The organism is Paraburkholderia sp. SUR17, assembly GCF_029536165.1.
GTDB lineage: Bacteria > Pseudomonadota > Gammaproteobacteria > Burkholderiales > Burkholderiaceae > Paraburkholderia > Paraburkholderia kururiensis.
On record NZ_CP120508.1, the window covers coordinates 2,339,916 to 2,364,954 of the forward strand.

19 protein-coding genes are annotated in these 25,039 nt (G+C 67.1%); 8 read left to right on the plus strand and 11 right to left on the minus strand.

All coding sequences use genetic code 11. The features are described from left to right. Nucleotides 1-12 precede the first annotated feature (12 nt). From hisQ to hpnI, 8 genes are all read right to left on the minus strand, one after another. Nucleotides 13-702, minus strand: a complete 690-nt coding sequence (gene hisQ / locus P2869_RS10240; RefSeq protein WP_277596377.1) for a histidine ABC transporter permease HisQ — start codon at nt 700-702, stop codon at nt 13-15. Between the two features lie 388 nt (nt 703-1,090). Further along, on the minus strand, nt 1,091-2,044 hold the full coding sequence (locus P2869_RS10245) for a patatin-like phospholipase family protein (RefSeq protein WP_017776462.1): 954 nt from the start codon (nt 2,042-2,044) through the stop codon (nt 1,091-1,093). A 77-nt stretch (nt 2,045-2,121) separates the two neighbouring features. Continuing rightward, complete coding sequence (bamE, locus tag P2869_RS10250) at nt 2,122-2,658, minus strand: outer membrane protein assembly factor BamE (RefSeq protein ID WP_277598107.1); 537 nt, start codon at nt 2,656-2,658, stop codon at nt 2,122-2,124. A 443-nt stretch (nt 2,659-3,101) separates the two neighbouring features. Beyond that, on the minus strand, nt 3,102-4,697 hold the full coding sequence (locus P2869_RS10255) for a rhodanese homology domain-containing protein (protein ID WP_277596378.1): 1,596 nt from the start codon (nt 4,695-4,697) through the stop codon (nt 3,102-3,104). A 527-nt stretch (nt 4,698-5,224) separates the two neighbouring features. Further along, nucleotides 5,225-6,331: a lysylphosphatidylglycerol synthase domain-containing protein gene (locus tag P2869_RS10260; RefSeq protein ID WP_277596379.1), complete on the minus strand. Its 1,107-nt coding sequence runs from the start codon at nt 6,329-6,331 to the stop codon at nt 5,225-5,227. Then, complete coding sequence (gene hpnK, locus P2869_RS10265; protein WP_277596380.1) at nt 6,328-7,206, minus strand: hopanoid biosynthesis-associated protein HpnK; 879 nt, start codon at nt 7,204-7,206, stop codon at nt 6,328-6,330. Before hpnK ends, P2869_RS10260 begins: the two co-directional genes overlap by 4 nt. After that, nucleotides 7,206-8,627: a hopanoid biosynthesis associated radical SAM protein HpnJ gene (gene hpnJ, locus P2869_RS10270; protein WP_277596381.1), complete on the minus strand. Its 1,422-nt coding sequence runs from the start codon at nt 8,625-8,627 to the stop codon at nt 7,206-7,208. The genes hpnK and hpnJ overlap by 1 nt, the downstream gene beginning before the upstream one ends. A gap of 310 nt (nt 8,628-8,937) precedes the next feature. Continuing rightward, nucleotides 8,938-10,170: a bacteriohopanetetrol glucosamine biosynthesis glycosyltransferase HpnI gene (gene hpnI / locus P2869_RS10275; protein ID WP_277596382.1), complete on the minus strand. Its 1,233-nt coding sequence runs from the start codon at nt 10,168-10,170 to the stop codon at nt 8,938-8,940. A gap of 830 nt (nt 10,171-11,000) precedes the next feature. Here hpnI and P2869_RS10280 point away from each other — a divergent pair. After that, nucleotides 11,001-12,005 (plus strand): LLM class flavin-dependent oxidoreductase, encoded by a 1,005-nt coding sequence (locus P2869_RS10280; RefSeq protein ID WP_277596383.1) that lies wholly within the window; start codon nt 11,001-11,003, stop codon nt 12,003-12,005. 50 nt (nt 12,006-12,055) lie between these two features. Here the strand turns inward: P2869_RS10280 and P2869_RS10285 are convergent, their stop codons facing one another. Next, on the minus strand, nt 12,056-13,087 hold the full coding sequence (locus P2869_RS10285) for an alpha/beta hydrolase (RefSeq protein WP_277596384.1): 1,032 nt from the start codon (nt 13,085-13,087) through the stop codon (nt 12,056-12,058). Between the two features lie 406 nt (nt 13,088-13,493). Between P2869_RS10285 and glgC the strand changes: the two genes are divergently transcribed. From glgC to P2869_RS10315, 6 genes are all read left to right on the plus strand, one after another. Continuing rightward, the gene (gene glgC, locus P2869_RS10290) at nt 13,494-14,780 is read left to right on the plus strand and encodes a glucose-1-phosphate adenylyltransferase (RefSeq protein WP_017776453.1); all 1,287 of its coding nucleotides are present in this window, start codon (nt 13,494-13,496) and stop codon (nt 14,778-14,780) included. 47 nt (nt 14,781-14,827) lie between these two features. Beyond that, nucleotides 14,828-16,288 (plus strand): glycogen synthase GlgA, encoded by a 1,461-nt coding sequence (glgA, locus tag P2869_RS10295; RefSeq protein WP_277596385.1) that lies wholly within the window; start codon nt 14,828-14,830, stop codon nt 16,286-16,288. 358 nt (nt 16,289-16,646) lie between these two features. Then, nucleotides 16,647-17,510, plus strand: a complete 864-nt coding sequence (gene pdxY, locus P2869_RS10300) for a pyridoxal kinase PdxY (RefSeq protein ID WP_277596386.1) — start codon at nt 16,647-16,649, stop codon at nt 17,508-17,510. Between the two features lie 163 nt (nt 17,511-17,673). Next, nucleotides 17,674-18,135: a hypothetical protein gene (locus P2869_RS10305; RefSeq protein ID WP_277596387.1), complete on the plus strand. Its 462-nt coding sequence runs from the start codon at nt 17,674-17,676 to the stop codon at nt 18,133-18,135. A gap of 548 nt (nt 18,136-18,683) precedes the next feature. After that, nucleotides 18,684-19,829: a branched-chain amino acid ABC transporter substrate-binding protein gene (locus tag P2869_RS10310; protein WP_199539815.1), complete on the plus strand. Its 1,146-nt coding sequence runs from the start codon at nt 18,684-18,686 to the stop codon at nt 19,827-19,829. Between the two features lie 551 nt (nt 19,830-20,380). Beyond that, entirely contained in the window at nt 20,381-21,166 is a 786-nt protein-coding gene (locus tag P2869_RS10315; RefSeq protein ID WP_017776446.1) for a DUF4397 domain-containing protein, read from the plus strand. 94 nt (nt 21,167-21,260) lie between these two features. Here P2869_RS10315 and P2869_RS10320 read toward each other — a convergent pair whose 3' ends face one another. Both P2869_RS10320 and P2869_RS10325 read right to left on the minus strand, forming a co-directional pair. Beyond that, nucleotides 21,261-23,138: a DUF3857 domain-containing protein gene (locus P2869_RS10320; protein WP_277598108.1), complete on the minus strand. Its 1,878-nt coding sequence runs from the start codon at nt 23,136-23,138 to the stop codon at nt 21,261-21,263. A gap of 155 nt (nt 23,139-23,293) precedes the next feature. Then, entirely contained in the window at nt 23,294-24,268 is a 975-nt protein-coding gene (locus P2869_RS10325; protein WP_277596388.1) for an AraC family transcriptional regulator, read from the minus strand. 93 nt (nt 24,269-24,361) lie between these two features. Between P2869_RS10325 and P2869_RS10330 the strand changes: the two genes are divergently transcribed. Continuing rightward, nucleotides 24,362-24,988 carry a hypothetical protein gene (locus tag P2869_RS10330; protein ID WP_277596389.1) on the plus strand — a complete coding sequence of 209 codons (627 nt, stop codon included), beginning with the start codon at nt 24,362-24,364 and terminating at the stop codon, nt 24,986-24,988. Nucleotides 24,989-25,039: the final 51 nt, after the last annotated feature.

Genomic DNA, 25,039 nt, shown 5'->3' on the forward strand with positions numbered 1-25,039 from the left:
TCGCCTGAGCCTTTACAGTTCCGCGTGCCGCACGCCGGTCGAATAACGGCGTTCCAGCCACAGCAGCACGACGTTCGAAACCGTCGTGATGGCGAGATAGATGAGCGCCGCCACGAGGATGAAGAAGAACATGTTGAAGGTGCTCTTGCCCGCGTCCTGCGCGGCCTTCACGACGTCGGCGAGCCCGATGATGGAGACGAGCGCCGTGGCCTTCACGAGCACCTGCCAGTTGTTGCCGATGCCGGGCAGCGCGAAACGCATCATCTGTGGAAAGAGGATGCGCGCGAACACGCGCGCGCCGCTCATGCCGTAGGCGTAGCCCGCTTCGAGCTGGCCGCGCGGCACGGCGAGAAAGGCGCCGCGGAAGGTCTCGGTGAAGTACGCGCCGTAGATGAAGCCGAGTGTGAGCACGCCGGCCACGAACGGGTCGATGTCGATCTGGTCCCAGCCGAGCAGGTCCGTCACATTGTTCACCGCGATCTGGATGCTGTAGAAGAGCAACAGCATCAGTACGAGGTCGGGCACCGAGCGGATCAGCGTGGTGTAGGCCGTGCCGGCCGCGGCGATCGGCCGGTTCGACGAGAGCTTCGCCGCGGCGCCCACGAGGCCGAGCAACACGGCGGCGGCGAGCGAGAGCACCGAAAGCTCGATGGTCTGGACCGTGCCGGCAAGAAGTATCGGGCCGAAGCCGTACAGGAACACTGGGTTGTCTCCGTGGGTGTTTTGTTCGGGGCGGGCCGCGTAGGTCGAGCCTCGCAGGCCGGGCCACGCAGGCCGTGTAGGCCTTGCCGCAACGGGCCACCGTGCTGCATGGCGCGGATACTCGCAAGCGAAAATGAATTGCTCAATCGGACGCGGTTGCGATGCTGCAACGCAATAAGTTCGCGTGACGCGATGGCGGCTCGCCAAGCCGCGCCACGGCGGGCTTCACCGCGCCGTCAAGAGCCTGCAGCCAGTGTCGGTGTGCCGCAAATTCGCAAGTTTGCGGTCGCTTTTTCGATAGACCGGCAACGGGTGCGAGCGGGCTGGAGAGTCCGCGCCGCCTTGTGTTCTTCCGGTTTCCTGGCCCACTTGCTTTCCGGCTTCAGCCTCAGCCGTCCAGCCCCAGCCGCGCGCGGATGGCCGGCATCATGTAGGCCACAGCGGCTTTGCCCTCTTCGATGGCAGGCGCCGCGCGGTGAAAGTCGAAGATGCCCATGCCGCCCAGGCGCGGCTGGATCATGATGTCCGCGGGCTCGCCCGCAAGGCGGCTGCGCGTGATGCGCACCTGCATGATGTCGATGCTCTGCGCAATGGAGTTGAGCAGCGACGGCACGCGTGCGCCCGGCGCGGGCCGCACGCGCACATCAGTAGTCTGCGGCCCGGGCTGGAGCCAGCGCGGAAACGGCTTGCCGTTGCGGCGCAGCGCGACGGGCGGCGGCGCGTCGGGGTCGGGCACGGGCGTGTCGTCCACGGCGCCGCCCAGATCGCGGCCATTGAGGATGTCGTGATTGAGATCCACGCCGATCACGCAGTCGGCGCGCAGCGCGCGCGCCGCCGAAACCGGCACCGGATTCGAGAGCCCGCCGTCCACGAGCCAGGCGCCGTCATGCCAGATCGGCGTGAAGATGCCCGGAATCGCAATGGAAGCGCGCACCGCGTCCACCACGCTGCCCTCCTGGAGCCACACCTCGCGGCCCGTATCGAGTTCGGTGGCCACGGCCGTGAACGGCATCTTCAACTCGCCGATCAGACAGCCGTCGAAGCGGTTGGCGAAGAGATTGATGAGCTTGCGGCCGCCCAGCAGGCCGCCGCCCGTGAAGCGCGGGTCGAGCAGGCGCACCACGGCCTGCCACGTGAGCCGGCCCACCCATTCTTCGAGCCAGTCGAGGTCGCCGTTCGCGTACACGGCGCCCACCAGTGCGCCAATCGACGTGCCGCACACGACGTCGGGCTTGATGCCCGCCTCGTGCAGCGCGCGGATCACGCCAATATGAGCCCAGCCGCGTGCGGCACCGCCGCCGAGCACGAGCGCGATACGCGGAGGTCGAATTCTGCGTTGCATGAGTCTGTGTGGTCCTCTTCGATCAGGCGTAGGTCGCGGGTCTATCCCCACGTGTCACCGGTACGCTGCCAGTATCGCTAATGTCCGCGGATGATGTCGGAACGCGAGGTGGTCGAGACGCGGCCATCGGGCCCGAAGTGCACGTTGAAGAACGCCTCTTCGTTGACCCCGCCTTCGCGCCATTTCCAGCTCCACACCGTTTCGGGCTTCAGCGGATACACCGCGATCTCGCCGGGCTTGCCGAGCAGGCGGCGCACTTCGTCTTCGCTCATGCCGGGGCGAATCTTCGCGAAGTTTTCGGCCGTGAGCACCTGCGTGATGGCGGAAAGCTTGCCGTCGCGATCGATATCGACCATGTAGGTGTTGAGCCCTTGCGGGCCGCGCGGATATTCGAGGCGCTTCGAACCATCGGTAAACACGCGTTCGGTCTCGGGCCGGCCCATCTGGTCGCGCACCTGCTCTTCGGTGGAAACGCCGGGCGTGAGGCCGCGCAGCAACAGGAAGTCGGGCTTGATGGCGTTGAAGATTGCTTTGAGTTTCTGCACGAGCCGGTCGCCTTCGCGGCTATCGCAGCCGCCTAGCGTGACGCTGACGGCCAGCGCGGTCATGAGCATCACGCGCGCGAACCGCCTGCGAGAGTGTGGGTTGAACATGGTCGAATGCATGCACGAACGGGCGTGCGCCAAACGCAATGTCCGACAGCATAACCGTGTGCGGGGGAAAACAGCGAGAACGGACGAAGGGGGGACGAAGAAGCGACCAAGAAGCGACGAACGCTTCAGGCTCGCGACATGCGCGAACCCAGGCGGCGGAAAGTGGATGAGCGCAGATGACGCACACGGTCGGAGGCGAATGCCTCCGACCTGCGCGCCATCCCCGTGATTGATGGGCCGTCTCACGCGGCTTGCTGGTCCCTCGACTATTCGGTGTGTCTCGGTGCCCCACAATCTAGACTCAACACCGGCATTTATCGAGACCGCGTTTACACCGATTTCGCGCATCACCCGCGTACACGCGTGCATGCGGACACACACGCCGACCACCGGCCGTTCGACACTCAGATCACGAAAAAACCATGTGTGCCGTCGCGCGCGAGCTGCGCGACGAGCCCGCACTCCCATTCGAGGTAGGCGTTCATCGTGTCGCGCGACACGTCGGTGCCTTCATAAGGACGGTGGTAATGGTCGATGCGCGGCGAAGCGAGCCGCGTCTCGCCCGCTTCCACCGGCAGATCCGCGTCGATCCACGCAGCCGTGCCGCCCGCGAGCACGTGCACGGGCTTGCCGTCCACGAGCGCCGCAAGTTCCGGCGCGGCGAAGCGCGCAAGCGTACTGGTGCCGCACGTGAGCACGTAGCGGCGCGCCTGCGGCAGCTGATGCACGGCATCGGCCAGCAGCGAGCGAATGGCGAACCAGGCGCCCGGAATGTGGCGCTTCACGTAGTTCGTACTCGTGGTCAGATCGATCACGACGGTGCCCGGCTCGTGTAACCACGACGCGAGTTCCGCGGGGGTCACCTCCTGAGCGACAGGTGCCGCGAGTGCATCGCGCACGGCGGTGGTGGGTCCCTCCTCGCTGAAGTCGCCGCGCGTGAGGCCGTCGGCCACATAGACCTCCACGCCCATCTGTGCGAGCCACGACGCGGTCATGTTCGCGCGCACGCCGTCGTTGTCCGCGAGAATCACGCGCGCGCCGCGCACGGGCGCGAACGTGTCGGTCTCCTGCACGAGCTGCCCGCCGGGTGCATGGCGAAAGCCGGGCACGTGGCCCGCTTCGTACTCCTCCTGCGAGCGCACGTCGAAGCGATAGATCGTCCGCACGCGCTCGTCGGCCCAGCGGCGTGCCTCGTCGCGCGTCGTGCGGCCCACCCGGGCGCGGTCCGCGAGGGCGCGAGCGTGGTCCGCGGCTTCGAGGCGCAGCACGTCGTCGAGCGCTGCGTCATAGCGGCGCGCGCTGCCATGCGCGAGCGGCTGCCCCGCCAGGCTCCAGCCGATGGTGCCGTTGCGCAGCGCGCTGACCGGATTCGGCACGCGGGCGTTGATCAGCGACTGCGCACCGATGATGCTGCGCGTGCGGCCCGCGCAGTTGACCACGATGTGCGTCGAAGGATCGCGCGCAATCTGCCGCGCGCGCAGCACGAGTTCCGCACCGGGCACGCTGATGCTGCCCGGAATGTTCATGAGCTGGTATTCGTCGAAGCGGCGCGCGTCGAGTACGACGACGTTCTCTTCGCGGTCGAGCATGGCCTGCAGGGTGCGCGCATCGAGCGACGGCGTGCGGCGCTCCGTGCCCACGAGTTCGCCGAACGCCTTGCTCGGCACGTTGACGTCGCGAAAAAGTTCGCCGCCGGCGGCGGTCCAGCCCTTCAGGCCGCCTTCGAACAGCGCTACGTCGGTATAGCCGAGTTCGACGAAACGCTGCGCAGCGCGCGCGGCAAGTCCTTCGCCGCTGTCGAGCACGACGATGGGGACCGAGCGGCGCGGCAGGCGCACGGGTGCGTCGAGTTCGAGCCTCGACAACGGCAGATTGGCAGCGAAAAGCGGGTGGCCCTGTGCGTGCGGATGCTCCTCGCGCACGTCGAGCAACGCAATTTCGCGTCGTTCGATCAGTGTGCGGCGCACGTCCTGAAAAGAACGGGTGTTGAATCGGGTCATGACGCGGAAAGCTCCTTCGAAATGTTCCAGAGAGTCGGCAACACATGCTTCGAAATAGCGGGAAACAAGGGTTCGGTCTGGCGTCTTGCCTCGGCCCGCCCAGCGGCACGGGCGCGGTACTGAGCGAGACACCGGCGAAACCCGCCGCGGCGACGTATGCACCATCAGCGTGAATGCGGACCGTGCGCGGTCACCCCAGAGCGTCGAACAGCCCTGTTCAGGCGTCGTATGTCACCGATGCGAGGCATTCAAGCATCGACCATGCCTGTTTAAAGGCGTTTTTGCGCACCGCTTTCGCGCGCGGTCCACACAGCGGCGCGGGGTCCGTGTGCGATAGGCCGTCGCAATTTCCGCACCGCACGGCGCGGCGTGCGCAATGGCTGCGCGCCGATATCGTTCCGGATCGAACGTCGTGTTTCAGATGAGGGATGCCGCCGCCGAGGGCAACAAAGACGGGGGGACGATCACCGCACGGGTTGATCGAAGCCCAGATAGTGCAGATAGCACAGAAAGGACGTACTGAAAAACTACCGGACCTGCTCGCGCGTGCGCTGTTCGTCGTCGCGGCCTGCCGCGCGTTGCGATTCGCTGGCGGCACGCGTGCCGCCGGCCGTGTGCGACGCATCCGCGCTCGCCGCGGCAACCGCCAGCGTCGCGCCTGCCGGCCGCACGTGCCGCCGGCCGCGCACGAGTTCGGCCAGTTGCCACGACGCCAACGCCATGCAGCCGAACACCACTTCGCGCATGCGCTTCACGAGCGCGAGCGAGAGCGCCACCTCGTGGTTCACGCCGAACATCTGCGCGAGCAGCACCACGGCGGCCTCCTGGATGCCGAGCCCCGCGGGCACCATGAACGCCGCGTGGCGCACGGCCTGCGTGAGCGCCTCGATGGCGAGCGCGCCGCCAATCGATACGGGGTGCCCGAGCAGCGCCAGCGCCCAGTAGGTCTCCAGCGCGCCCAGCATGTAGCCGCCCAGCTGCCACGCGAACGAGCGAAACAGGAGCCCTGTGCGGCACATCAACGCGTCGATGTCGGCGTCGAGCTTCTGGCCGTCTATGCCTTGCAGGAGCGGATGCGCGTCGCCGAGCAACCGGCCCGCCCAGCGTTCGATGGCGTGAAAGATGCCGCCGCGACGCAGCAGCGCCACAGTAATGACCGGCACCGGCAGCGAAAGCAGCAGCGCGAGCCCGATGGTGCGCAGCGAATCCGAGTGATGCGTGCTCGCCACGATCAACACGAGACCGAGCGCCGAAAACGCGTATTGGACCGCGATGGTAATCAGCACCTCGACGATCACGGACGCGCTCACGCGGCTCGCATCGCGCACCTGCCAGCGCGCGAGCCGGATGCCGACGATCTCGCCGCCCACCCCCACGGAAGGCAGCAGACGCGATACGGCTTCGCGCACCGTCGCCACCCACCAGAGGAACGCGAGCGGCGCGCGGCCGCCCAGCAAGAGCCGCCATGCGTGGGCGTCGAGCAGCAGCGGCAGCGCGTGGAACGGCACGAGCCACAGCAGCGTGGGACCGGCCTGCCCGATCACGTGGATCACGTCGCTTGCGCCTTCGTGCACGACGAGAGCGATCAGGATCGCGATACCGACGGGAAAGCCCATCCACTTGAGCCATTTCATAACGCGCGTGCTCCTCGCGCGAACACGTCGGCAAAGCCGCCGCGCACCGCGCCCGCCGCTTCGATGGCGGCGGCCACGCGCGGCGACAGCAGGGCCGCGAGTTCGTCCGCGTGGCGGTAGGCATGCATGGAGGCCGTGAGCGGGCCCTCGCCCGAATCCGCAGGCGCCGCCGGATGGCAGTAGATTTCGCCCACGCCGTCGGGCAGCCGCGCGAGCGTGTCGAGCAGCACCTGCTCGTCCATGCCGCCCGTGTTCGCCATGCCCACCACGTAGTCGTTGTGGTCGATACCGGCGCGCACGAGCCGCGCCCGCACGAGACTGATCCACGGCCGCAGCCACGCCGGCGCATCGGCCTCGCACGGCAGGCGCATGGCGCGCATGCCGTAGTCGCGGCCAATCTCGAGGATCAGCGAAAGCACCGTGGGATGTAGATGGAAATGCTTGTGCGTGTTGACGTGATCGAGCGTGAGGCCCGTGGCGGCAAACGCTTCGAACTGCGCGCGGATTTCACGCGCGAGCTGGCGACGCACATGCGGAAGAAAAAAGAAGCGCACGCCGTCCAGCACCATGTTGCTGCCGAAACGGCCGTTGGCATCGACGAGTGCGGGAATCTGCGCGGGCGGCAGCATCGCGTCGCTGTCGGCAAGCGCGAGATGCAGGCCCACGCGCAGGTGCGGCAGACGGCGCGCGCGCTCCACCGCATCGCGCGCCGCCGGTGCGGCGACCATGAGGCTTGCCGCCGTGAGCACGCCGTCGCGATGCGCGCGCTCTACGGCCTCGTTCACGCGCTCGTGCAGGCCGAAGTCGTCCGCCGTGATGATCAGCGTGCGGACCCGGCCGGAAGGACGCTGCGGCGCGAGCCCGGTGGACTGCATTACGCCTCGTGCGCGCGCAGGAAGCGGAAGAACTCCACGCCTTCGCGCAGACGCCGCTTCATCATGTCCCAGCTCGTCAGCATCTCGCGCACGATTTCCCAGATCTTCGACGGACGGAAGTAGAACTGGCGATAGAACTGCTCGAGGTGGTGGTAGATCTCCTCGCGCGAGAGGTGCGCGTAGCCGATGGCTGCAAGCTGCACGCCTTCCTTGCTCACGAGGTTGATCGTCTTGTTCTCTTCCATCCAGCCGTTTTCGACGGCCTGCTTGTAGAGCGTCGTGCCCGGATACGGCGCGGCAAGCGACACCTGGATGGTGTGCGGATTGATTTCCTTCGCGTACTCGATCGTCTTCTTGATGGTTTCCTGCGTCTCGCCCGGCAGGCCGAGAATGAAGGTGCCGTGGATCTTGATGCCGAGCTTCTTGCAGTCCGCGCTGAAGCGGCGCGCGAAATCGGTGCGCACGCCCTTCTTGATGTTCACGAGGATCTGGTCGTCGCCGGATTCGAAGCCGACCAGCAAGAGGCGCAGGCCGTTTTCCTTCATGACCTTCAGCGACTTGTACGGCACGTTGGCCTTCGCGTTGCACGACCACGTCATGCCGAGCTTGCCGAGGCCAATGGCGATGGCTTCGGCGCGCGGCAGGTCGTCGGTGAAGGTGTCGTCGTCGAACATCAGTTCCTTCACTTCCGGCATGTTGTCGCGGATCCACTTCGCTTCTTCCAGCACGTTTTCGACCGAGCGCGTGCGGTAGCGGTGGCCGCTCACCGTCTGCGGCCACAGGCAGAACGTGCAGCGCGACTTGCAGCCGCGGCCCGTGTAGATGGAGACGTACGGATAGTTCAGGTAGCCGATGAAGTAGTTGTCGATCTTCAGGTCGCGCTTGTAGACGGGCGCGACGAACGGCAGCTCGTCCATGTTCTCGAGGATCGGACGCGCTTCGTTGTGCTCGATCGAGCCGTCCTTCGCGCGCCAGCTCAAGCCCTTGATCTCGGGGAACGGTTTGCCTTCGGCGAGTTCCTTGCAGGTGTAGTCGAATTCCTCGCGGCACACGAAGTCGATGGCGTCGCTCGCCGTGAGCGAGTTGTGCGGATCGACCATCACCTTCGCGCCCACCATGCCGACCAGCAGCGACGGCTTCATCTTCTTCAGGTCCTGCGCGAACATCGCGTCGGTCGGGAACGACGGCGTGCTCGTGTGGATGATCACGAGGTCGTAGTCGTTGGCGATCTTCAGCGTTTCCTCGACCGACAGGCCGTCGGCCGGCGCATCGACGACACGGCTACCAGGCACGAGCGCAGCCGGCTGGGCGAGCCAGGTGGGATACCAGAACGAGCGGATCTCGCGCTTGGCCTGATAGCGCGAACCCGCGCCGCCGTCGAATCCGTCGTAGGACGGTGCCTGCAAAAACAGCGTTTTCATGAATGCTCCGGCAACCTGCGTTGTAACTGAAGACTCTTGTTGAATGGCGCCCGTGCGGGCGCGCCTGCTTTTATCGACGTCGTGCCTCGGCTTCGCGGCGCTTGCCTGCACGTGGGGGGCGGGCGCCTGAAGGGGCAGCCTACGTCGTCCTGCTTAACCGATGCTGATGGGCGCGCGACGCACTGCGGCCTCGTGTTCGGGATCGCGCTTCGGGCGTGGCGCCAGCGCCTTGCGACAGCTGGCCGCCCTCGCCTTCGGGACCTTTTGCCCCTAAGCGCTGCCCCCAAGCGCCGCCCCCAAGCGCTGCCCCTCAGCGACCGTCCGACACCTCGACCACGGAAGGCCGCGGCTGCGCGGTCACCGGATTGGCCACCGCCATCCGGGCGCCGCGCCACACCACGTGGGTGCCGAACACCGCGCCGAGCCACTGCAGCGCAAGCAAACCATCGCGCAGCGGCACGAGCGGCAGGTCGCGCCAGAACGCCCGGGCATGCCGCGCGCTGCGCGCATGCAGCAAAACACGCGCGATGATACCCGCAACCGTGCTCGCCACCAGCAGATTCGCCGCAAGCGGCTGCCCCGCCGTGGCACCGCTGCCATCCAGCAGCCAGGCGAACAGCGCACCCGCGAGCAGCCACGGCGACGTGAACGTGATGAACAGGAACGCAAACCCGGACGGGTTGACCGAGCGGATGGTACGCAACCAGCGCGTTTCGCGCAGCCAGAGTGTGCGCAGGCTCGGCTCGATGACGTCGGTTTCCACCATCACGGGCGCGAGCACGGTGGCAAGGCCTTGCTCGCGCGCGTGTTCGGCCAGCATGTAGTCGTCGGCGAGGCAGTCTTTGAGCGCCTCGAAGCCGCCGATCTTCGCGAGCGTCGAGCGGCGCAGCGCAAGCGTGGCGCCGAAGCCGAAATCGCGGGAACCGGCCGCGTGGGCCACCCGCACCGAGGGCGCGAACCACTCGTTGATGAAAAGCGAGCCCACGCGCGGCCAGAAGCCGCCAATGCTCTTCGCGTGGTACAGGCACGTGACCACGCCCACCTCGGGGTTGGCGAGCGGCGCCGTGACCGTGCTCAGGTAGTCCGGTTCGACCGCGATGTCGCTGTCCGCGATGATGATGGCCTCATGACGCGCCCGCGCCACCATGTTCATGAGGTTGCTGACCTTGAGGTTGCTGCCGTGCACGCGCGGGTCCACCACGAGTTCGATGTCGAGGTGCGGATAGGCGGCTTCGAGCCGGCGCACCACGGCAATCGCGGGGTCCGCAGGCGACGACACGCCGAACAGCAGCTGGAAGCACGGATGCGACTGCTCGCAGAAGCTTGCAAGGTTTTCGTAAAGACGCGGCTCCGCGCCGCACAGGGGCTTGAGCACGCTGACCGACATCGGCGTTTGGGCGCGGGCACGCCGCACGGCTTCGCGCGTGAAGCGCGCGGTACCGAACGACGGCATGGCGAGCGCCGCGACAACGGCGTAGAGCGTGGCCACACAGCACAGCGCAATGGCGAGCCACTCCAAAACAGGCAACGATGGAAGCGTCATTGGCCGCTACCCCGCGCGGCGCGCCGCCCTCGGGCCGCACGGCCGTTCGGTAAAACATTGCTGGGAATGCTCTTTCGCACGATCCCGACTCCTTCTGCTTGCGCCCCGCACATGAGCCGCCGCGCCGGCATGGCGCCGGCAGCCTGCCGGGTTGAAGGCGTGCGATCCGTGTTCCCGTAATTGACCGTAATATTGATTCGGCCACCTGACAGGCAAATGAAAGCACAACGGCGCTCGGTCCTGCCGGATGGGCGGACGGGCTCAACGCGCTTTCCGTGGCTCGACGGAAAAAAGGGCTACGAATACGGGGCAGGCAGTGCAGACCCACTTCGCGCCGCACTTCCTGTTGAATGGCAACCGCACGCCCATTCATGGTGGCGAAATTTTAACAGGGCCGCGCGCGGCTTGCCTGATGGCCCGCATGAACTGAGGCTTTTACACGACTTTTTGCGCACTTTTTACAACGGTGCAACAACGCGGCTAAATCGAGCGTGATTAGTTTCCAAAATCGCACGGATGAAATGGCGAAAAATTCCTGCCCGCATAGACAACCGTTTTATCGCCCCGCATTTATGGGCGAGCGTAGTGGGCACCCCTCGAGCCGCCCTATTCCGGCTCGCCGACCCTGAAGCCCGCAGGGGCATCGGGCGGCCGTCAGCGCGATCAGGGCCGCTTTGGCACAATCGGTTTTCCTTCACCCTGCTACGCTGCGCCGGCCGTTCGCCACCGCTTCGGGTCCACAGGTGCCGCCTCTGCGCCCTTTTGCTCAAGCCCGGACGCGATCAACGGCTCACGGACACGCACGGCAAACGATCCGGCTCGCCCTTTCCATGATTCCCTTTTCGGTTCTCGACCTCGCGCCCATCGCCACCGGCTCCACCGCGACGGACGCGCTGCGCAACACGCTCGACCTCGCCCAGCACGCCGAGCGCTGGGGCTACCGCCGCTACTGGCTCGCGGAGCACCACAACATGCCGGGCATCGCAAGCGCCGCAACCTCGGTCGTGATCGGCCACGTCGCAGGCGGCACGCGCACCATCCGGGTGGGCTCGGGCGGCGTCATGCTGCCCAACCACGCGCCGCTCGTCATCGCCGAACAGTTCGGCACGCTCGCCGCGCTGTACCCGGGCCGCATCGACCTCGGGCTCGGCCGCGCGCCCGGCACGGACCAGACGACGGCCCGCGCCCTGCGGCGCGACCTGCAGGCCAGCGCCGATTCGTTTCCCGACGACGTGGTGGAGTTGCAGCGCTACTTCGCCGAACCGGTGCCGGGCCAGCGCATTCGCGCCGTGCCGGGCGCGGGGCAGGACGTGCCGCTGTGGCTGCTGGGTTCGAGCCTCTACAGCGCGCAACTCGCCGCGGCGCTCGGACTGCCGTTCGCCTTCGCCTCGCATTTCGCACCGGACTACCTGCTGAACGCGCTGCGGCTGTACCGTGCCCAGTTCCGGCCGTCGGCGCAACTGGCCAAGCCCTATGCGATGGTGGGCGTCAACGTGTTCGCGGCCGAAACCGCCGACGAGGCGCGGCGGCTCTTCACGTCGCTCCAGCAGCAGTTTCTGAATCTGCGTCGCGGCACGCCGGGACTGCTGCCCCCGCCCGTCGACACGCTCGAAGCCACCGAACTCGAATTCGCGGGCGTCGCGCATTCGCTCTCGTACTCGGTGGTAGGCGAGCGCGAAGACGTGCGCGCGGGGCTCGCGTCCATCATCGAAGCGACCCGCGCCGACGAACTGATCCTCACTGCGCAGATCTTCGACCACACCGCGCGCCTGCGATCGTTCGAGATCGCGGCGCAGGTGCGCGATGAAATCGCGGCAGCGAGCGCGGGCGCCTGATATCGGGCCATCGAACGACCGTCGAACCACCGTCGAACGACCGTCGAAATTCAGCGCGCCGCGGGCAACTGCGCGAGTCCCTCGAGCAACGCCTTGTGGAACGCCTGCGGGTCCTGCATCTGCGGCGCGTGACCCAGATCGGGGAACTCGACGAGCGTTGCATGCGCAATAGCGCGCGCCGCCGCCTTCGCAAGCTCGGGGTAATGGCCGATTTTCGCGCGCACCTCGGGCGGCGCTGCATCCTTGCCGATGGCGGTCGTGTCCTTGTCGCCGATCAGCAGCAGCGTAGGCGGTTCGATCAGTCCGAACTCGTAGACCACCGGCTGCGTGTAGATCATGTCGTACAGCAGCGCCGAGTCCCACGCCACCTGTTCTTTCCCGGGCCCGCGATAGAGGCCCGCCAGCATCTGCACCCACGGCTCGAAGTCGCTGCGCCACTCGCCCGCGTAGTAAGTGGCCTGCTCGTAGCGGCGAATGCCCTCGGCGGTGGTCTTCAGTTCGCGCGCGTACCAGTCGTCCACGGAAAGCGAGGGCACGCCCTTCGCCTTCCAGTCCTCCAGTCCGATCGGATTCACCAGCACCAGTTGCTCCGTCTCGCGCGGGTACATGAGCGCGTAGCGCGCGGCGAGCATGCCACCCGTCGAGTGTCCGACGACAGTGGCGCGCGCGACGCCCAGTGAAGCGAGCAAGGCATGCGTATTGCGGGCGAGCTGCTGGAAGCTGAACTGGTAGTGCGCGGGCTTGCTCGATTTACAGAAGCCGATCTGGTCGGGCGCGATGACGCGGTAGCCTGCGTCGGTGAGTCTGCGGATCGTGCCTTCCCACGTCGCCGCACAGAAGTTCTTGCCGTGCAGCAGCACCACCGTGCGGCCGTTGGCCTGCGCGGGCCGCACGTCCATGTAGGCCATGTGCAACGCCACGCCTTGCGAGGTGAATTCGAACTGCTGCACGGGCGCGGGATAGTCGAAGCCCTGCAACTCGGGGCCATAGGCGGGGCCGTCGTTGGCAACCGGCGAGGCGGCGAAAGCGGCCGGCGCGGTCGCTGCGCATACGAGAAGGCAAACGGCAACGCACGCACCCAAAGATGCCCCACCAAAAGATGCCGCACACAACGGACGGCGCAACCGGGCGAAGCAAGAAGACACGGACATGAGGGCACAGACTCCTGACGAACGACAGCACGGGTATCAGCCAGAACGACCGCGCCGATTCTAGCGGGCCTCGCCCGCTCCTGCAGCGGCGTGCAGCGTCCCCACAGCGCTCCAGCAGCGCCGCGTGTTGCGCCGCAACGACCGCCTGCCCGTGGCAAATCCGCCTTTCCGTGGACGGGCATTCGGTGCTAGAACTAACGGACGTGGCTGCGCCGTGACAAAACACCCGACGAAACAACGAAACGCCAAAAGCACGCACGACGATTCCGCACAACAAGAACAACCGGCAGCCGCACCGCCGCAGACCTGATCCCGGGGGCACAACAAGGAGACACCCATGGACACTCCGGCACGCCTCAACGATCTGCAGCGCACGACGCTCGCCATCGTCCTCGCCGGCGGACGCGGCACGCGGCTCGGTCCGCTCACCAACAAGCGCGTAAAACCGGCCGTCTACTTCGGCGGCAAATTCCGCATCATCGACTTCGCGCTCTCGAACTGCCTGAATTCAGGCATCAGGCGCATCGCCGTCGTGACGCAGTACAAGGCGCATTCGCTGCTGCGCCATCTGCAGCGCGGCTGGGGTTTTCTGCGCGGCGAGTTCAACGAATTCATCGACCTGTGGCCCGCGCAACAGCGCGTGGAGGGCGCGCACTGGTATCGCGGCACGGCGGACGCCGTGTTCCAGAACCTCGACATCGTCCGCTCGATCGGGCCGAAGTACGTGATCGTGCTGGCGGGCGACCACGTCTACAAGATGGACTACACGCGCATGATCGCGGACCACGAGGCGAGCGGCGCGGACTGCACCGTGGGCTGCATCGAGGTGCCGCGCATGGAGGCCACCGCGTTCGGCGTGATGGCCGTGGACGAAAACCGCCGCGTGACCGGCTTCGTCGAAAAGCCCGCCGACCCGCCCGCCATGCCGGGCCACCCCGACGTGGCGCTCGCGAGCATGGGCATCTACGTGTTCAACGCGGACTACCTTTACCGGCTGCTCGAAGAAAACATCGCGAGCGTGGCCACCGATCACGACTTCGGCAAGGACATCATTCCGCGCGTGGTGACCCAGGGCGAAGCGCTGGCGCATCCGTTCAGCCTGTCGTGCGTCTCCACGCGGCCCACCGACCCGTCGGCGCCGGCCGTCGAGCCGTACTGGCGCGACGTGGGCACGGTGGACGCCTACTGGTCCGCCAATCTCGACCTCGCCTCCACCATTCCGGCGCTCGACCTCTACGACCGCAACTGGCCCATCTGGACGCACCAGGAGCAACTGCCGCCCGCCAAGTTCGTGCGCGACCTCAACGGGCTGCAAGGGTCGGCCACGAACCTCATCGTCTGCGGCGGCTGCGTGATCTCGGGTTCGCAGATTTCGCGCTCCGTGCTGTCGTCGAACGTCGTCGTGAGATCGTTCTGTAACATCGCTGAGGCAGTCTTGCTGCCGCAGGTCACCGTGGGCGCGAGCTGCCGGCTGCGCAAGGTCGTGATCGACCGCGGCTGCACGGTGCCGGACGGCACGGTGATCGGCGAAGACCCCGTGCGCGACGCCGAGCGCTTCTATCGCACCGAAAGCGGCGTGGTGCTCGTGACGGAAGAAGCGCTCAGGCGCCAGCAGGCGCACTGAGCAGGCGCACTGAGCCGCCACCCCACGCCCGCAAGGAGCCTTGCCCGATGACGATCCGCGCCCTGCACGTTGCGAGCGAGCTGTATCCGCTGCTGAAAACCGGAGGACTCGCCGATGTGACGGGGGCGCTGCCGCCCGCGCTCGTCGAACTGGGCGCCGACGTGCGCGCGCTGCTGCCCGGCTTTCCTCCCGTGCTCGCGGGCCTTGCGGATCTACGCCCCGTGGCGCCGCTCGCACGCCGCTTCGGCGCACGCGAGGCCACGCTCGAACTGGGCACGCTGCCGGGCACGGGCGTAGCCGTCTACGTGATCCGCGCCGACGACTTCTACAACCGCCCAGGCAATCCCTATCTCGACAACGAGCACGTGCCCTACGGCGACAACGCCCAGCGCTTCGCGCTGCTCGGCTGGGCCGCGGCCCAGCTCGCACAGCATCTCGACGCGGCCTGGGCACCGCAGATCGTGCACGCTCACGACTGGCACGCGGGCATGGCGCCCGCCTACCTCGCCGCTGCGGCACAGGAGCGCGGGCATGCTCCGGCGCGCTCGGTGTTCACCGTGCACAACCTCGCCTACCAGGGCATCTTCCCGGCCCATCAGTTCGGCCAGCTTGGTCTGCCGCCAGCCTTCTTCGACATGCACGGCGTCGAGTTCTACGGTCAGCTTTCGTTCCTGAAAGCCGGCCTCTACTACGCCGACCGGCTCACCACGGTGAGCCCCACCTATGCTCGCGAAATCCAGACGCTCGCGCAGGGCGGCGGGCTCGATGCGTTATTGCGCGGACGCGCGCGCGACCTCACGGGCATTCTCAACGGCGTGGACTACAGCGTGTGGAATCCTTCGACGGATACGCTGATCGCCGCGCGCTACACGCCCATACGACTTGCGCGCAAGGGCGCCTGCAAGGCCGCGCTGCAAAGCCGGTTCGGACTCGCGGAGAAAAGCGATGCGCTGCTGTTCGGCGTCGTGAGCCGGCTCACCGAGCAAAAGGGCCTCGACCTGCTGCTCGCCGCGCTGCCCGAGATCGTCTCGCGCGGCGGGCAACTCGTCGTGCTCGGCACCGGCGACCCGGCGCTGGAGCAAGGGCTCGTGCGCGCGGCCCACGCGCATCCCGAGGCAGTGGCCGTGGAGCGTGGTTTCGACGAAGCGCTCGCGCATCAGATCGTGGCCGGCAGCGACGTGATGGCCGTGCCCTCCCGCTTCGAGCCTTGCGGTCTTACGCAGCTCTACGCGCTCGCCTACGGCGCGCTGCCGCTCGTGCATCGCGTGGGCGGCCTCGCGGACACGGTGATTGACGCCTCGCTCGAAAATCTGGCCGACGACCTCGCCACCGGCTTCGTGTTCGAACGCTTCGAGCCCGACGCGCTCACCGCGGCGATCCGCCGCGCCTTCGCGCTGTATGGCCGCCACCGCGAATGGCGCGCCACGCAGCAGCGCGCCATGCGTCAGGACTTCGGCTGGGGCGCCTCCGCGCAGCGGTATCTCGCGCTCTACCGCGAGCTTGCCTGAGCGGACCAACTGAGCCGGCCAACTGAGCGAATCACCTGAGCGGATCACCTGAGCAGATTGCCCTGGCAAGGCAGCACCGATGTCGTACATGCGTCACGCCGGCCCGAGCCTCAAATGGCTTGAACATTCCTGAAGTTTCCGTACAACACCGGCAGCCGGAAGCGCCTTGCGGTGCGGTTTTCGGGTATCGTTCACCGCATACCGCAGGCGTTTCGAGTCAAGCAGCACAGACGGCGGCAAGCTCTGGTCACACGTTTGAGCGCGCGCCCGCCACCGGCCCGACCCGCCCCCGCCACGCCAGCGGGCCCCACTCACGATGGACTCCAGACCAACGAAGCCGCATGGCCATGAGCGCATCATGAAGAACGTTCTCAGCATCCAGCCCCACGTCGTCTTCGGACACGCCGGCAACAGCGCGGCCGTGTTTCCGATGCGGCGGCTCGGCGTGAACGTCTGGCCGCTCAACACCGTGCAGTTCTCGAATCACACGCAGTACGGCCACTGGACCGGCAGCATCATCGATCCGCCGCAGATGCAGGACCTCGTGGAAGGCATCGGCGCCATCGGCATGCTGCCGCGCTGCGACGCCGTGCTCTCGGGTTATCTCGGCACGCCGGGGCAAGCCGAAGCCGTGCTCGAGATCGTGCGGCTCGTGAAGGCGGTCAATCCGCGCGCACTCTATTTCTGCGACCCCGTCATGAGCGCGAGCGCGGGCAGCGACCCCGATCCCGGCATGGCGGCCTTCATCGCCGAGCACATGCCGGCTGCCGCCGACGTGCTGCTGCCCAACCATGCAGAGCTGCAACGCCTCGCGGGCCGCGAACTCGAAACGGCGGACGAGGCCGTAGCGGCCTGCCGCGAACTGATCCAGCGTGGACCGAAGACGGTATTCGTGAAGCAGCTGCTCGACCGTAACAGCCCCGCGGACACCTACAGCATGCTCGTCGTGACCGCGCGCGAAGCGTGGGTCGGCCAGCGTCCGCTCTATCCGTTCGCGCGGCAGCCCGTGGGCGTAGGCGACCTCACGAGCGCCGTATTCGTGGCCTGCCTGATGAACGGCAACACGTTGCGTGTGGCATTCGAGCACACCCTCGCCGCCGTCAATGCCGTGATGCGCGAGACGTGGGACGCGGGCCGCTACGAACTCGAACTCGTGGCCGCGCAGAACGAGATTGCGCAGCCGCGCGACTGGTTCGAGGCATGGCGGCCCGATGCGCCTTGAAGGCGCAGATGGTGTTAATGGTGCTGAAGGGCTGAACAGCATCGGCGCCGGCATTCGGGCGGACCGCCTATAATGCGGGCCCGCGCGCCATAAGGGCTCCCCACGCGCTCCACCGCCGCATTCCACCGTTCCCCGCTTCACGCATCAGACGACGAGATTCACGATGAGCCATCCCATCCGCAGCGAACAGGAAGAGTATTTCGAGCAGTTGTGCCTGAACGTGGACGCGGGCGAAACGCACGAGCAAGAGGCGATCGAATACTTCGAGAGCCAGATGGAGAGCGAAGAGTTCGACGCTGCGCAGTGGCTCGACATGGCGCTCTATCACGCGCCCGACGTGGCGCGCGGCATCATCGACTTCGTCCCTGAAGAAGATCGCGCACGCAGCGACATCGCCGCCGTGATCGCAGAAAACCTCGACATCGCCTATGGCGACGACGACTGCGAGCGGTTTGCCGCGACGCTGCGCTTTGCGCTCGCCAACGGCGTGGCTGTCGATCTCGACGTGGTGCTCGACGGCTGCCAGCGCGCGCTCGACGACCTCGACACCTGGGCCTCCGACGATACGAAAGAGCCGCTCATGCGTTTGCGCGAGACGCTGCTCGAACTTCAGGCGGACCGCTGAAATCGTCATGCTATTGGGCGGGTAGCGACGCGGCGGTCTGCGCCGCTACGGTCTGCGCCACTTTGGTCTGCGCCGCTTTGTCACACCGCTTTACCTGACTTCTCCCCGCCGCCCCTTCGCTCGCGCCACGCCTCCAGGCACCCGCTTCCCGCACCGCCTGCAAGTCCGCGGCGAACACCTCTTCTTCCTGCCTCTTTGCGCCCCCGTACGCTGTGCCGAAATGCGCAGCCAAAACGAGGGCTTCGACCAAGACGCAAACAATTTGGCTTCCTATATTCGTGCCAGACTGCCAGCCAGGCACCGGCGACGAGACCACACGCACGGCACGACGCGCGGCGAATCGGGACACGAAACCGTTTCACTCCGTTGAGCTCCGTTGCGCTCCCCCAGGGGACGTCTGGATAACACCGTCCGTGCCCTGCTGGCAGACTGCCTGCGCGCACTGCATGACCGCGACGTGCCGCGACGCCTCAGGGGGGCGCCGCGCATGCGGCCCGGCGCAGCTGCAATCGCGTCTTTCACGAACCGCCGACAAGAAGGAGCACAACATGAGTCTTCGCAAGACCCTCCAACCCTTCGCCGTGCTGCTGGGCGCGCTTGCGATGTCGCCGCTCGCGGCACACGCGCAGGACACCGACGTCAAGATCGGTTTCGCCGCACCGCTCACGGGCGCCAACGCCGGCTACGGCAAGGACCTGCAGAACGGCGTGCAGCTTGCGCTCGACGAGGCCAACGCGCAGAAGATCAAGATCGGCGACAAGGTCGCGCACTTCGTGCTCGTGGCCGAAGACGACCAGGCCGACCCGCGCATCGGCGTGCAGGCCGCGCAGAAGCTGGTGGACCAGAACGTGTCCGCCGTGGTGGGCCACTTCAACTCGGGCACCACGATTCCGGCCTCGCGCATCTATGAAGGCGCCGGCATTCCGATGATCGACCCCGCCGCCACCAACCCGACCATCGTGAGCCAGGGCTTCGCCAATGCGTTCATGGTGATCTCCACCGACGCGCAGAACGCCGGCACCGCAGGCACCTACGCTGTCGAAGTCACCAAGGCCAAGCGCATCGCGATTCTCGACGACCGCACGGCCTTCGGCCAGGGCGAGGCCGAGGAATTCGAGAAGGCCGTGAAGGCCAAGGGCGGCACGATCGTCACGCACGAGTACACGAACAACCAGGCGGTGGACTTCCGCACGCAGCTCACCAAGATCAAGTCGACGGATGCCGACCTGCTGTTCTTCGGCGGGCTCGACACGCAGGCGGCATCGGTCGCCAAGCAGATGAAGCAGCTCGGGCTGCGCGCGCAGCTCGTGGGCGGCGGCGGCGTGATGGACCCCGAGTTCATCAAGCTCGCGGGCGACGCAGCCGAAGGCGTGATGGCCTGGGAATACGGGCGTCCGCTCGCAGCACTGCCCGGCGGCAAGGACTTCTCGCAGAAGTTCAAGAAGCGCTTCGGCGTCGACATCCTCTCGTACGCGCCGTTCGGCTACGACGCGGCGTGGGCCGCCATCAAGGCGATGGAAGCGGCAAAGTCGACCTCGCCGAACGTCTATCGCGCCGCGCTCAAGAACATCAGCTTCGACGGCGTGACGGGCCACATCGCGTTCGAGAGCACCGGCGCGCTGAAGCACGGCTCGTCCACGATGTACCAGGTGAAGAACGGTGCGTGGGTGACCGTCGTGACCAAAGGCAGTTGATCGGTTGATCTGCGGCTGCCGTCCGGGTCACTCCAGGTCACGGCAGTCCTGGTCAGACGAAGCGGGCGGCCCGGTTCACGGGCCGCCCGTTTTTTTCGCGCGGGCAATGTCTTCTGGGCGCCGCGCTTATTCCTCCGCATTCATTCCTCGACATTCATTCCTCCACGTCCCTTCCTTACCCTTTCTTGCAAAACCCCTGGCGGAATTGCAGAGCCACCGTCCGCCGCCGCTGCCATTGCGCACCGCAATACCCCGATTAGAACGCCCTTTCGGTGCCCTCTTCCCCCTTGCGCCGCCTCGCGCTGCACCCTCCGCGCATGCGCTCGTGCCATGCGTGGCACACCGATTGCGCTTTTGCCGCCGTCCAAACGATGTTCGTCGAGCGCCGCTCCCGCAGCCTTTCGCGCGACGAACAACAGGGATAAGAACGCGCGCCGTCCATTTGCGATGCTGCCAGGGGGACAACACGCGTGCCTATGCACGCATGGCACCTGGCAGCGACGGCCGCACGACAAACATGGGCGGCTCGCCCTCTTCGATGAGGTGACAACATGAAGGCATTTCGTACATTGGGTTCGGTCGTGGCCGTGGCTGCGCTCGTGGCCGCATGCGGCGGCAGTGGCCACGACGTGGGCAAGGAACTGGGACTGCAAAACCCCGAGATTCATTTCGTGCACGCCATCGCAGGCGGCCCGACCGTCGACTTTCTCGTGAACGGCAGTCCGTTGCAGACCGGCATCTCGTACAAGCAGGTCACGAACTTCGCGAACATCAATACGGGCGCAACGGCAGTCGCCTATGCGAACACGGGCACCACGACCGCACTTGCGAGCGGCAATTTCCCCGACGTCGCCAAGGGCCACGAATACACCGTGCTCGCGCTGCCGGGGCTCGCCGCGCCCGACATCGGCCTGATCGACGATCCGTTCGACAAGGGCCTGCTCTCCAACGACGCCCGCGTGCGCGCCTTCAACGCCACGGCCAACGCGCAGAACGTCGACCTCTACATCGTGCCGCCCAACACCAACATCAACACCGTGAGCCCGACAATGGCCGGCGTGTCGTTCAAGAACGCAGTGCCGGCAAGCGGCCAGGACTCCATCTATCTCTCGGGCGGCAACTACGTCGCTATCGCGACCACCGCGGGCAGCAAGACGCCGATCTTCCAGTCCAGCACCTTTAGCCTCGCCAACAACGCGGACTGGCTCATCACCACGGTGCCCGTTGCCGGCGTATTGAGCCAGCTCGCGCCAAACCAGATCCATCTGCTCGTCGCGCAGGGCGGCAACACCACCACACCGGCGCTGGAGCTGACGAATACGCTCACGGGTTCATAAGCGGGTTCATGAGCGGGTTCATAGGCAGGTTCATACGCCGCTTCATGAGCCGAACGACAAGCGGGGAGCTCGCGCCGTCCCCGCCTCGCCCGTCTCAATGCGGCGCGTGAGCCGGGCCGCCCGGCTTCGCCCGCACCACGATCTGCGAGAGCGCGTCGCGTTCGATTGCAACGAGCGAGGCGCGCATCGCGTCGAACGTTTCGGGCGTGCAGAGTTGGCGCCCGAAGTGCGTATGCAGCCGGCGCTCGATCTGCAGCGTCTGCGACGCCGCGTCGAACACATAGTGCGAGGCGTAGTCCACGAAGCCGTCATGCGCTTCGGTGTCCGTGGGCAGATCTTCCACATGCACGGTGCGAGGCAGCGAAATCTGCGCGGTCTCATCGAAATCGCCGTCGATGCAAACGAACGGCTGCGTGCGCCGCGGCACGGCGAGCCACGCCTGAACCTGGCTCGCGATGCCGCCAGCGAGGCTCGACAGCGCCGGCATCGCCGTGGCGCCGTCGGGCCAGACGGCGTGCTCGATGGTGCCCGTCGTCGTCGTGGAGAACGGCCCCTCCGTGGGCGCGAGCGGCGCCGTGCGAATCTTCGCGGTGCCCGTGAACCCCGTTTGCCGCAGACGGTCCGCCGCGATCTGCTGCGCGCGCTGGCGTGTGGCGCGGCGAAACAGGTTGCGCTCCAGTTCGGCGCTCACGCCGTCGTCGTCCACGTGGTACGCGTAGGCCGCGTTGCCGTCCGCGCCCACGTCGATCGACAGATGCACGCTGCGAGCACGCGGTTGCGTGGCCGGCGTGCGCGTGAGCACGCCTTCGTCCACGAGCAGCGCGGGCCGGTCCATCACGATACCGGGCAGATAGCCGAATGCCGTGCCGCCTGCCGTGGTGTCGGCGAACAACTGCAGGTCAGGCATCCAGACGATCACGTGATTGATCGCGCCCGAGCCATAGCCCGGCACCGAAGGCAGCGTATAGACGGACCCGAGCCCGATCAGCGCAGCCTCGGCGCGAATGCCGGCCGCCGCGAGCAGCGCGGTGAACACGGCGACGTGGTCCTTGCAATCGCCGTAGCGGTTGCGCAGAACATCCGTCACGCGATGCGGCACGGTCGCCGTTTCGCCCAGAAACAGCGCCACGTAGCGGATGTTGAAGCGCACCCAGTCGTAGATCGCGCGGGCCTTCTCGCGCGGCGTGGCCGCATGCGCCGTGAGCGCGGCCGCCAGCGCGGCCACTTGCGGATCGGTCGCGGTGGGGTCCGCGGCGGCATCGCGATAGAGCGCTGCGAACGCCGCGTAGTCGCGCACCGTCGAGACCATCAGGCGGTCGCCCCACGTGACGTAGCCCGCCGCACCGGCCTCCTGCGGCGCATAGGGACCGTGGCGGTACTCGAACGTGTAGCGGGTGCGGCCGTTCGCCGTGACTGGCGCAAGCGCCACGTAGCCGCGTGCGTCCGCGTAAAGCGGCACGTCCTCGGGCAGGTCGTAGATCAGCTGCTGGAACTCGACGGGACCGCCCGTGGGCTCCACGAAGTAGGCAAACGTCGCGCCCGTTCGCGGCGCCACGCGCGTCTTGCGAAACGCGAGATGCACGCGCGCGCCGGGTTGGACGCCCGGAAAGATCACGGTACGCAGCACGCCGTCTTCGAAGGTGGGCGCGCCCGACGAACGCGGCTCCTGCACGTCGCGTATGCCTTCGGGCTCCACGCGCCGCACCGTGCCGTCGGGCTCGATGGTTTCGGCGGCGAGCAGCGCCACGCGCTCCGTGTCCTTGTTGAACCAGACGTAGCGCTGGGCGATTTCGTCGACGCCCGCGTTCGTGTTGGCGCGCAGCACGGTGTCGTCGTGCTCTTCCACGGAACCGTCTTTCTGGACGACGAAGAGATGCACGTCGCGTTCGACCGTGGAAGGCGGCACGTCTTCGGGCTCGGGCTCAGGTGCCGAAGCGGCGTGTGCGCACGGCAGGACGAGCAGCGCGAACATCACGGCGGCGAGCGCGCGCGTGAATGGACGCATGAACGGACGCACGAAGGAGCGCACGAAGGCGCACACGAAGAGGCCCGCAGAACGTGGCATCGATGCCATGCCGGCGCGAGACCGTGCGGCCGCATGCGGCGTCGGCATCGTCGGCGCGCGGTTCATGCGCGCGGCGTCCCGGGCGGTTCTGCCGTGACCGCGTCCGCGGCACTGACGCTCGCCGATGGGCCTTGCGACGCGGCACGCCAGGCGCGCGGGCTCATGCCGAACTCGGCGCGAAACGCGTGATTGAAATTGGAGACGTCGTTGAAGCCGCAATCGAGCGCGATATCGAGCACCGTCGTCCCGCCCGCCTCCGGGCGACGCAGGCGCAGCGCCGCGGCCCGCAGACGGGTGCGCAGCACGTACTGATGAGGCGTGATGCCCGTCACCTGCGAAAACGTGCGCAGGAAGTAGAACTCGCTCACGCCGGCACGAGCGGCAAGCGTGGCGAGCGTGTGGTCTTCGCCCGGCATCGCTTCGATGAGTTGCACGGTCTGCGCCACCCGCGACCACGCCGTGGCCGTGCCGCGCGAGGCATGGGACGTGGCGCGTCCCTTCTCGTGCTCGTTCATCACCGCGAGCGTGGCCGCGGCAAGCTGCACGGCGAGTTCGTGCCAGGCGACGCCGGCCGGTGCCGCGGCGCCCGCCATCGCCCGCGCAACCACCGGCGCGAGTCTGCGCGTGGGCGGCACGCGCGTGGCGCGAAAGGCCAGGCTGCCGCTGCGCACACCGAGGTCGGCGGCGAGCCGTTCGAACCATGCGGGCGTGTAATGAAACGACAGGCATCGGTCGCCGGCCCCATGGCGATGGCCGCATTCGAAGCAGGCGCCGGCGTTGCCGAGCATCAGCGAACCCGGCGTCATCAGCTCGCGCCCCGCTTCCGACCGATAGCCGAACGACCCCGCCGCCACGACCGCAATGCAAACGCTGCCGTGCCGTTCCTCGAACGGCTGATCGCGCGGGCCGAAGGTGCAGAGCACGTCGTCCACGCGCCAGCCCTCGGCCGCCGCCAGGTGGCGCGCCGTCGTGCGGCCGGCCGCGCCGTCGCGTGCGCGCATCGCCAGTGCCTGCTGCAGATCCGCCGCAATTTTCACCAGGAAGTCCCCCGCGAGGTCTCGTATGCTCGTTTTTAGCACATCGACGCGGCCGGCGTGACGCCCGGCACGCACCCTCAAGGAGACTGCCGAATGAGCCCGCAGAACGCCGAGGCCACGCGCCTCGATTCCGCTTCGCACGCAATGAATCCGCTGCGCGTCGACGCATGCGAGGGCGCGCTGTGGCCCGCACTCGGCGCACGAGCGCGCGCTGCCGACATCGCCGCAAGCGACGACCTCTACGGCTGGCTCCTGGGCAGCTGGACGCTGGAGGTGCTGCACTACCGCACCAACATGCGCACCGACATGCGCACCGCACCGATGAAGGCCGAGGCGCACTTCGGCCGGGTGCTGGGCGGCCGCGCGATTCAGGACGTCTGGATCTTTCCCGCGCGAAGCGAATGGCAAGGCCGCACGCGCGACACGCAAGCCGCGGGCCCGCTTGGCTACGGCACGACGCTGCGCGTATGGGACGCCGCGCTGCGGGCATGGCGCGTCACGTGGATCGACCCTGTGGACGGCCAGCGCAGCGAGCTGATCGGCCGCCGCGTGGGCAACGACATCGTGCAGATCGGCACACGCACGGACGGCACGCCGATCCGCTGGAACTTCACCGACATCACGACCGACACGTTTCGCTGGACCGGCACGTCGCTGGACGTAGACGGCGCGACGTGGAAAGTGGGCGGCGATTTCGTCGCAACACGCATGCGAGGCTGAATGGCTGCGCGGTGCGTCGGATGCACCGCTTCGTTCACCCTACTTCAAGCC

Excerpts from the sequence above, each read along its gene's own strand:
- P2869_RS10255 (WP_277596378.1), bottom strand. The coding sequence starts at position 4,697 with ATGACCCGATTCAACACCCGTTCTTTTCAGGACGTGCGCCGCACACTG.
- P2869_RS10320 (WP_277598108.1), bottom strand. The coding sequence starts at position 23,138 with ATGTTCGCGCTGCTCGTCCTGCCGTGCGCACACGCCGCTTCGGCACCT.
- hpnI (WP_277596382.1), bottom strand. The coding sequence starts at position 10,170 with ATGACGCTTCCATCGTTGCCTGTTTTGGAGTGGCTCGCCATTGCGCTG.
- P2869_RS10305 (WP_277596387.1), top strand. The coding sequence starts at position 17,674 with ATGAGCCATCCCATCCGCAGCGAACAGGAAGAGTATTTCGAGCAGTTG.
- P2869_RS10315 (WP_017776446.1), top strand. The coding sequence starts at position 20,381 with ATGAAGGCATTTCGTACATTGGGTTCGGTCGTGGCCGTGGCTGCGCTC.
- P2869_RS10310 (WP_199539815.1), top strand. The coding sequence starts at position 18,684 with ATGAGTCTTCGCAAGACCCTCCAACCCTTCGCCGTGCTGCTGGGCGCG.
- P2869_RS10330 (WP_277596389.1), top strand. The coding sequence starts at position 24,362 with ATGAGCCCGCAGAACGCCGAGGCCACGCGCCTCGATTCCGCTTCGCAC.
- P2869_RS10245 (WP_017776462.1), bottom strand. The coding sequence starts at position 2,044 with ATGCAACGCAGAATTCGACCTCCGCGTATCGCGCTCGTGCTCGGCGGC.
- P2869_RS10260 (WP_277596379.1), bottom strand. The coding sequence starts at position 6,331 with ATGAAATGGCTCAAGTGGATGGGCTTTCCCGTCGGTATCGCGATCCTG.
- glgC (WP_017776453.1), top strand. The coding sequence starts at position 13,494 with ATGGACACTCCGGCACGCCTCAACGATCTGCAGCGCACGACGCTCGCC.
- glgA (WP_277596385.1), top strand. The coding sequence starts at position 14,828 with ATGACGATCCGCGCCCTGCACGTTGCGAGCGAGCTGTATCCGCTGCTG.
- hpnK (WP_277596380.1), bottom strand. The coding sequence starts at position 7,206 with ATGCAGTCCACCGGGCTCGCGCCGCAGCGTCCTTCCGGCCGGGTCCGC.
- pdxY (WP_277596386.1), top strand. The coding sequence starts at position 16,647 with ATGAAGAACGTTCTCAGCATCCAGCCCCACGTCGTCTTCGGACACGCC.
- hpnJ (WP_277596381.1), bottom strand. The coding sequence starts at position 8,627 with ATGAAAACGCTGTTTTTGCAGGCACCGTCCTACGACGGATTCGACGGC.
- bamE (WP_277598107.1), bottom strand. The coding sequence starts at position 2,658 with ATGCTCATGACCGCGCTGGCCGTCAGCGTCACGCTAGGCGGCTGCGAT.
- P2869_RS10280 (WP_277596383.1), top strand. The coding sequence starts at position 11,001 with ATGATTCCCTTTTCGGTTCTCGACCTCGCGCCCATCGCCACCGGCTCC.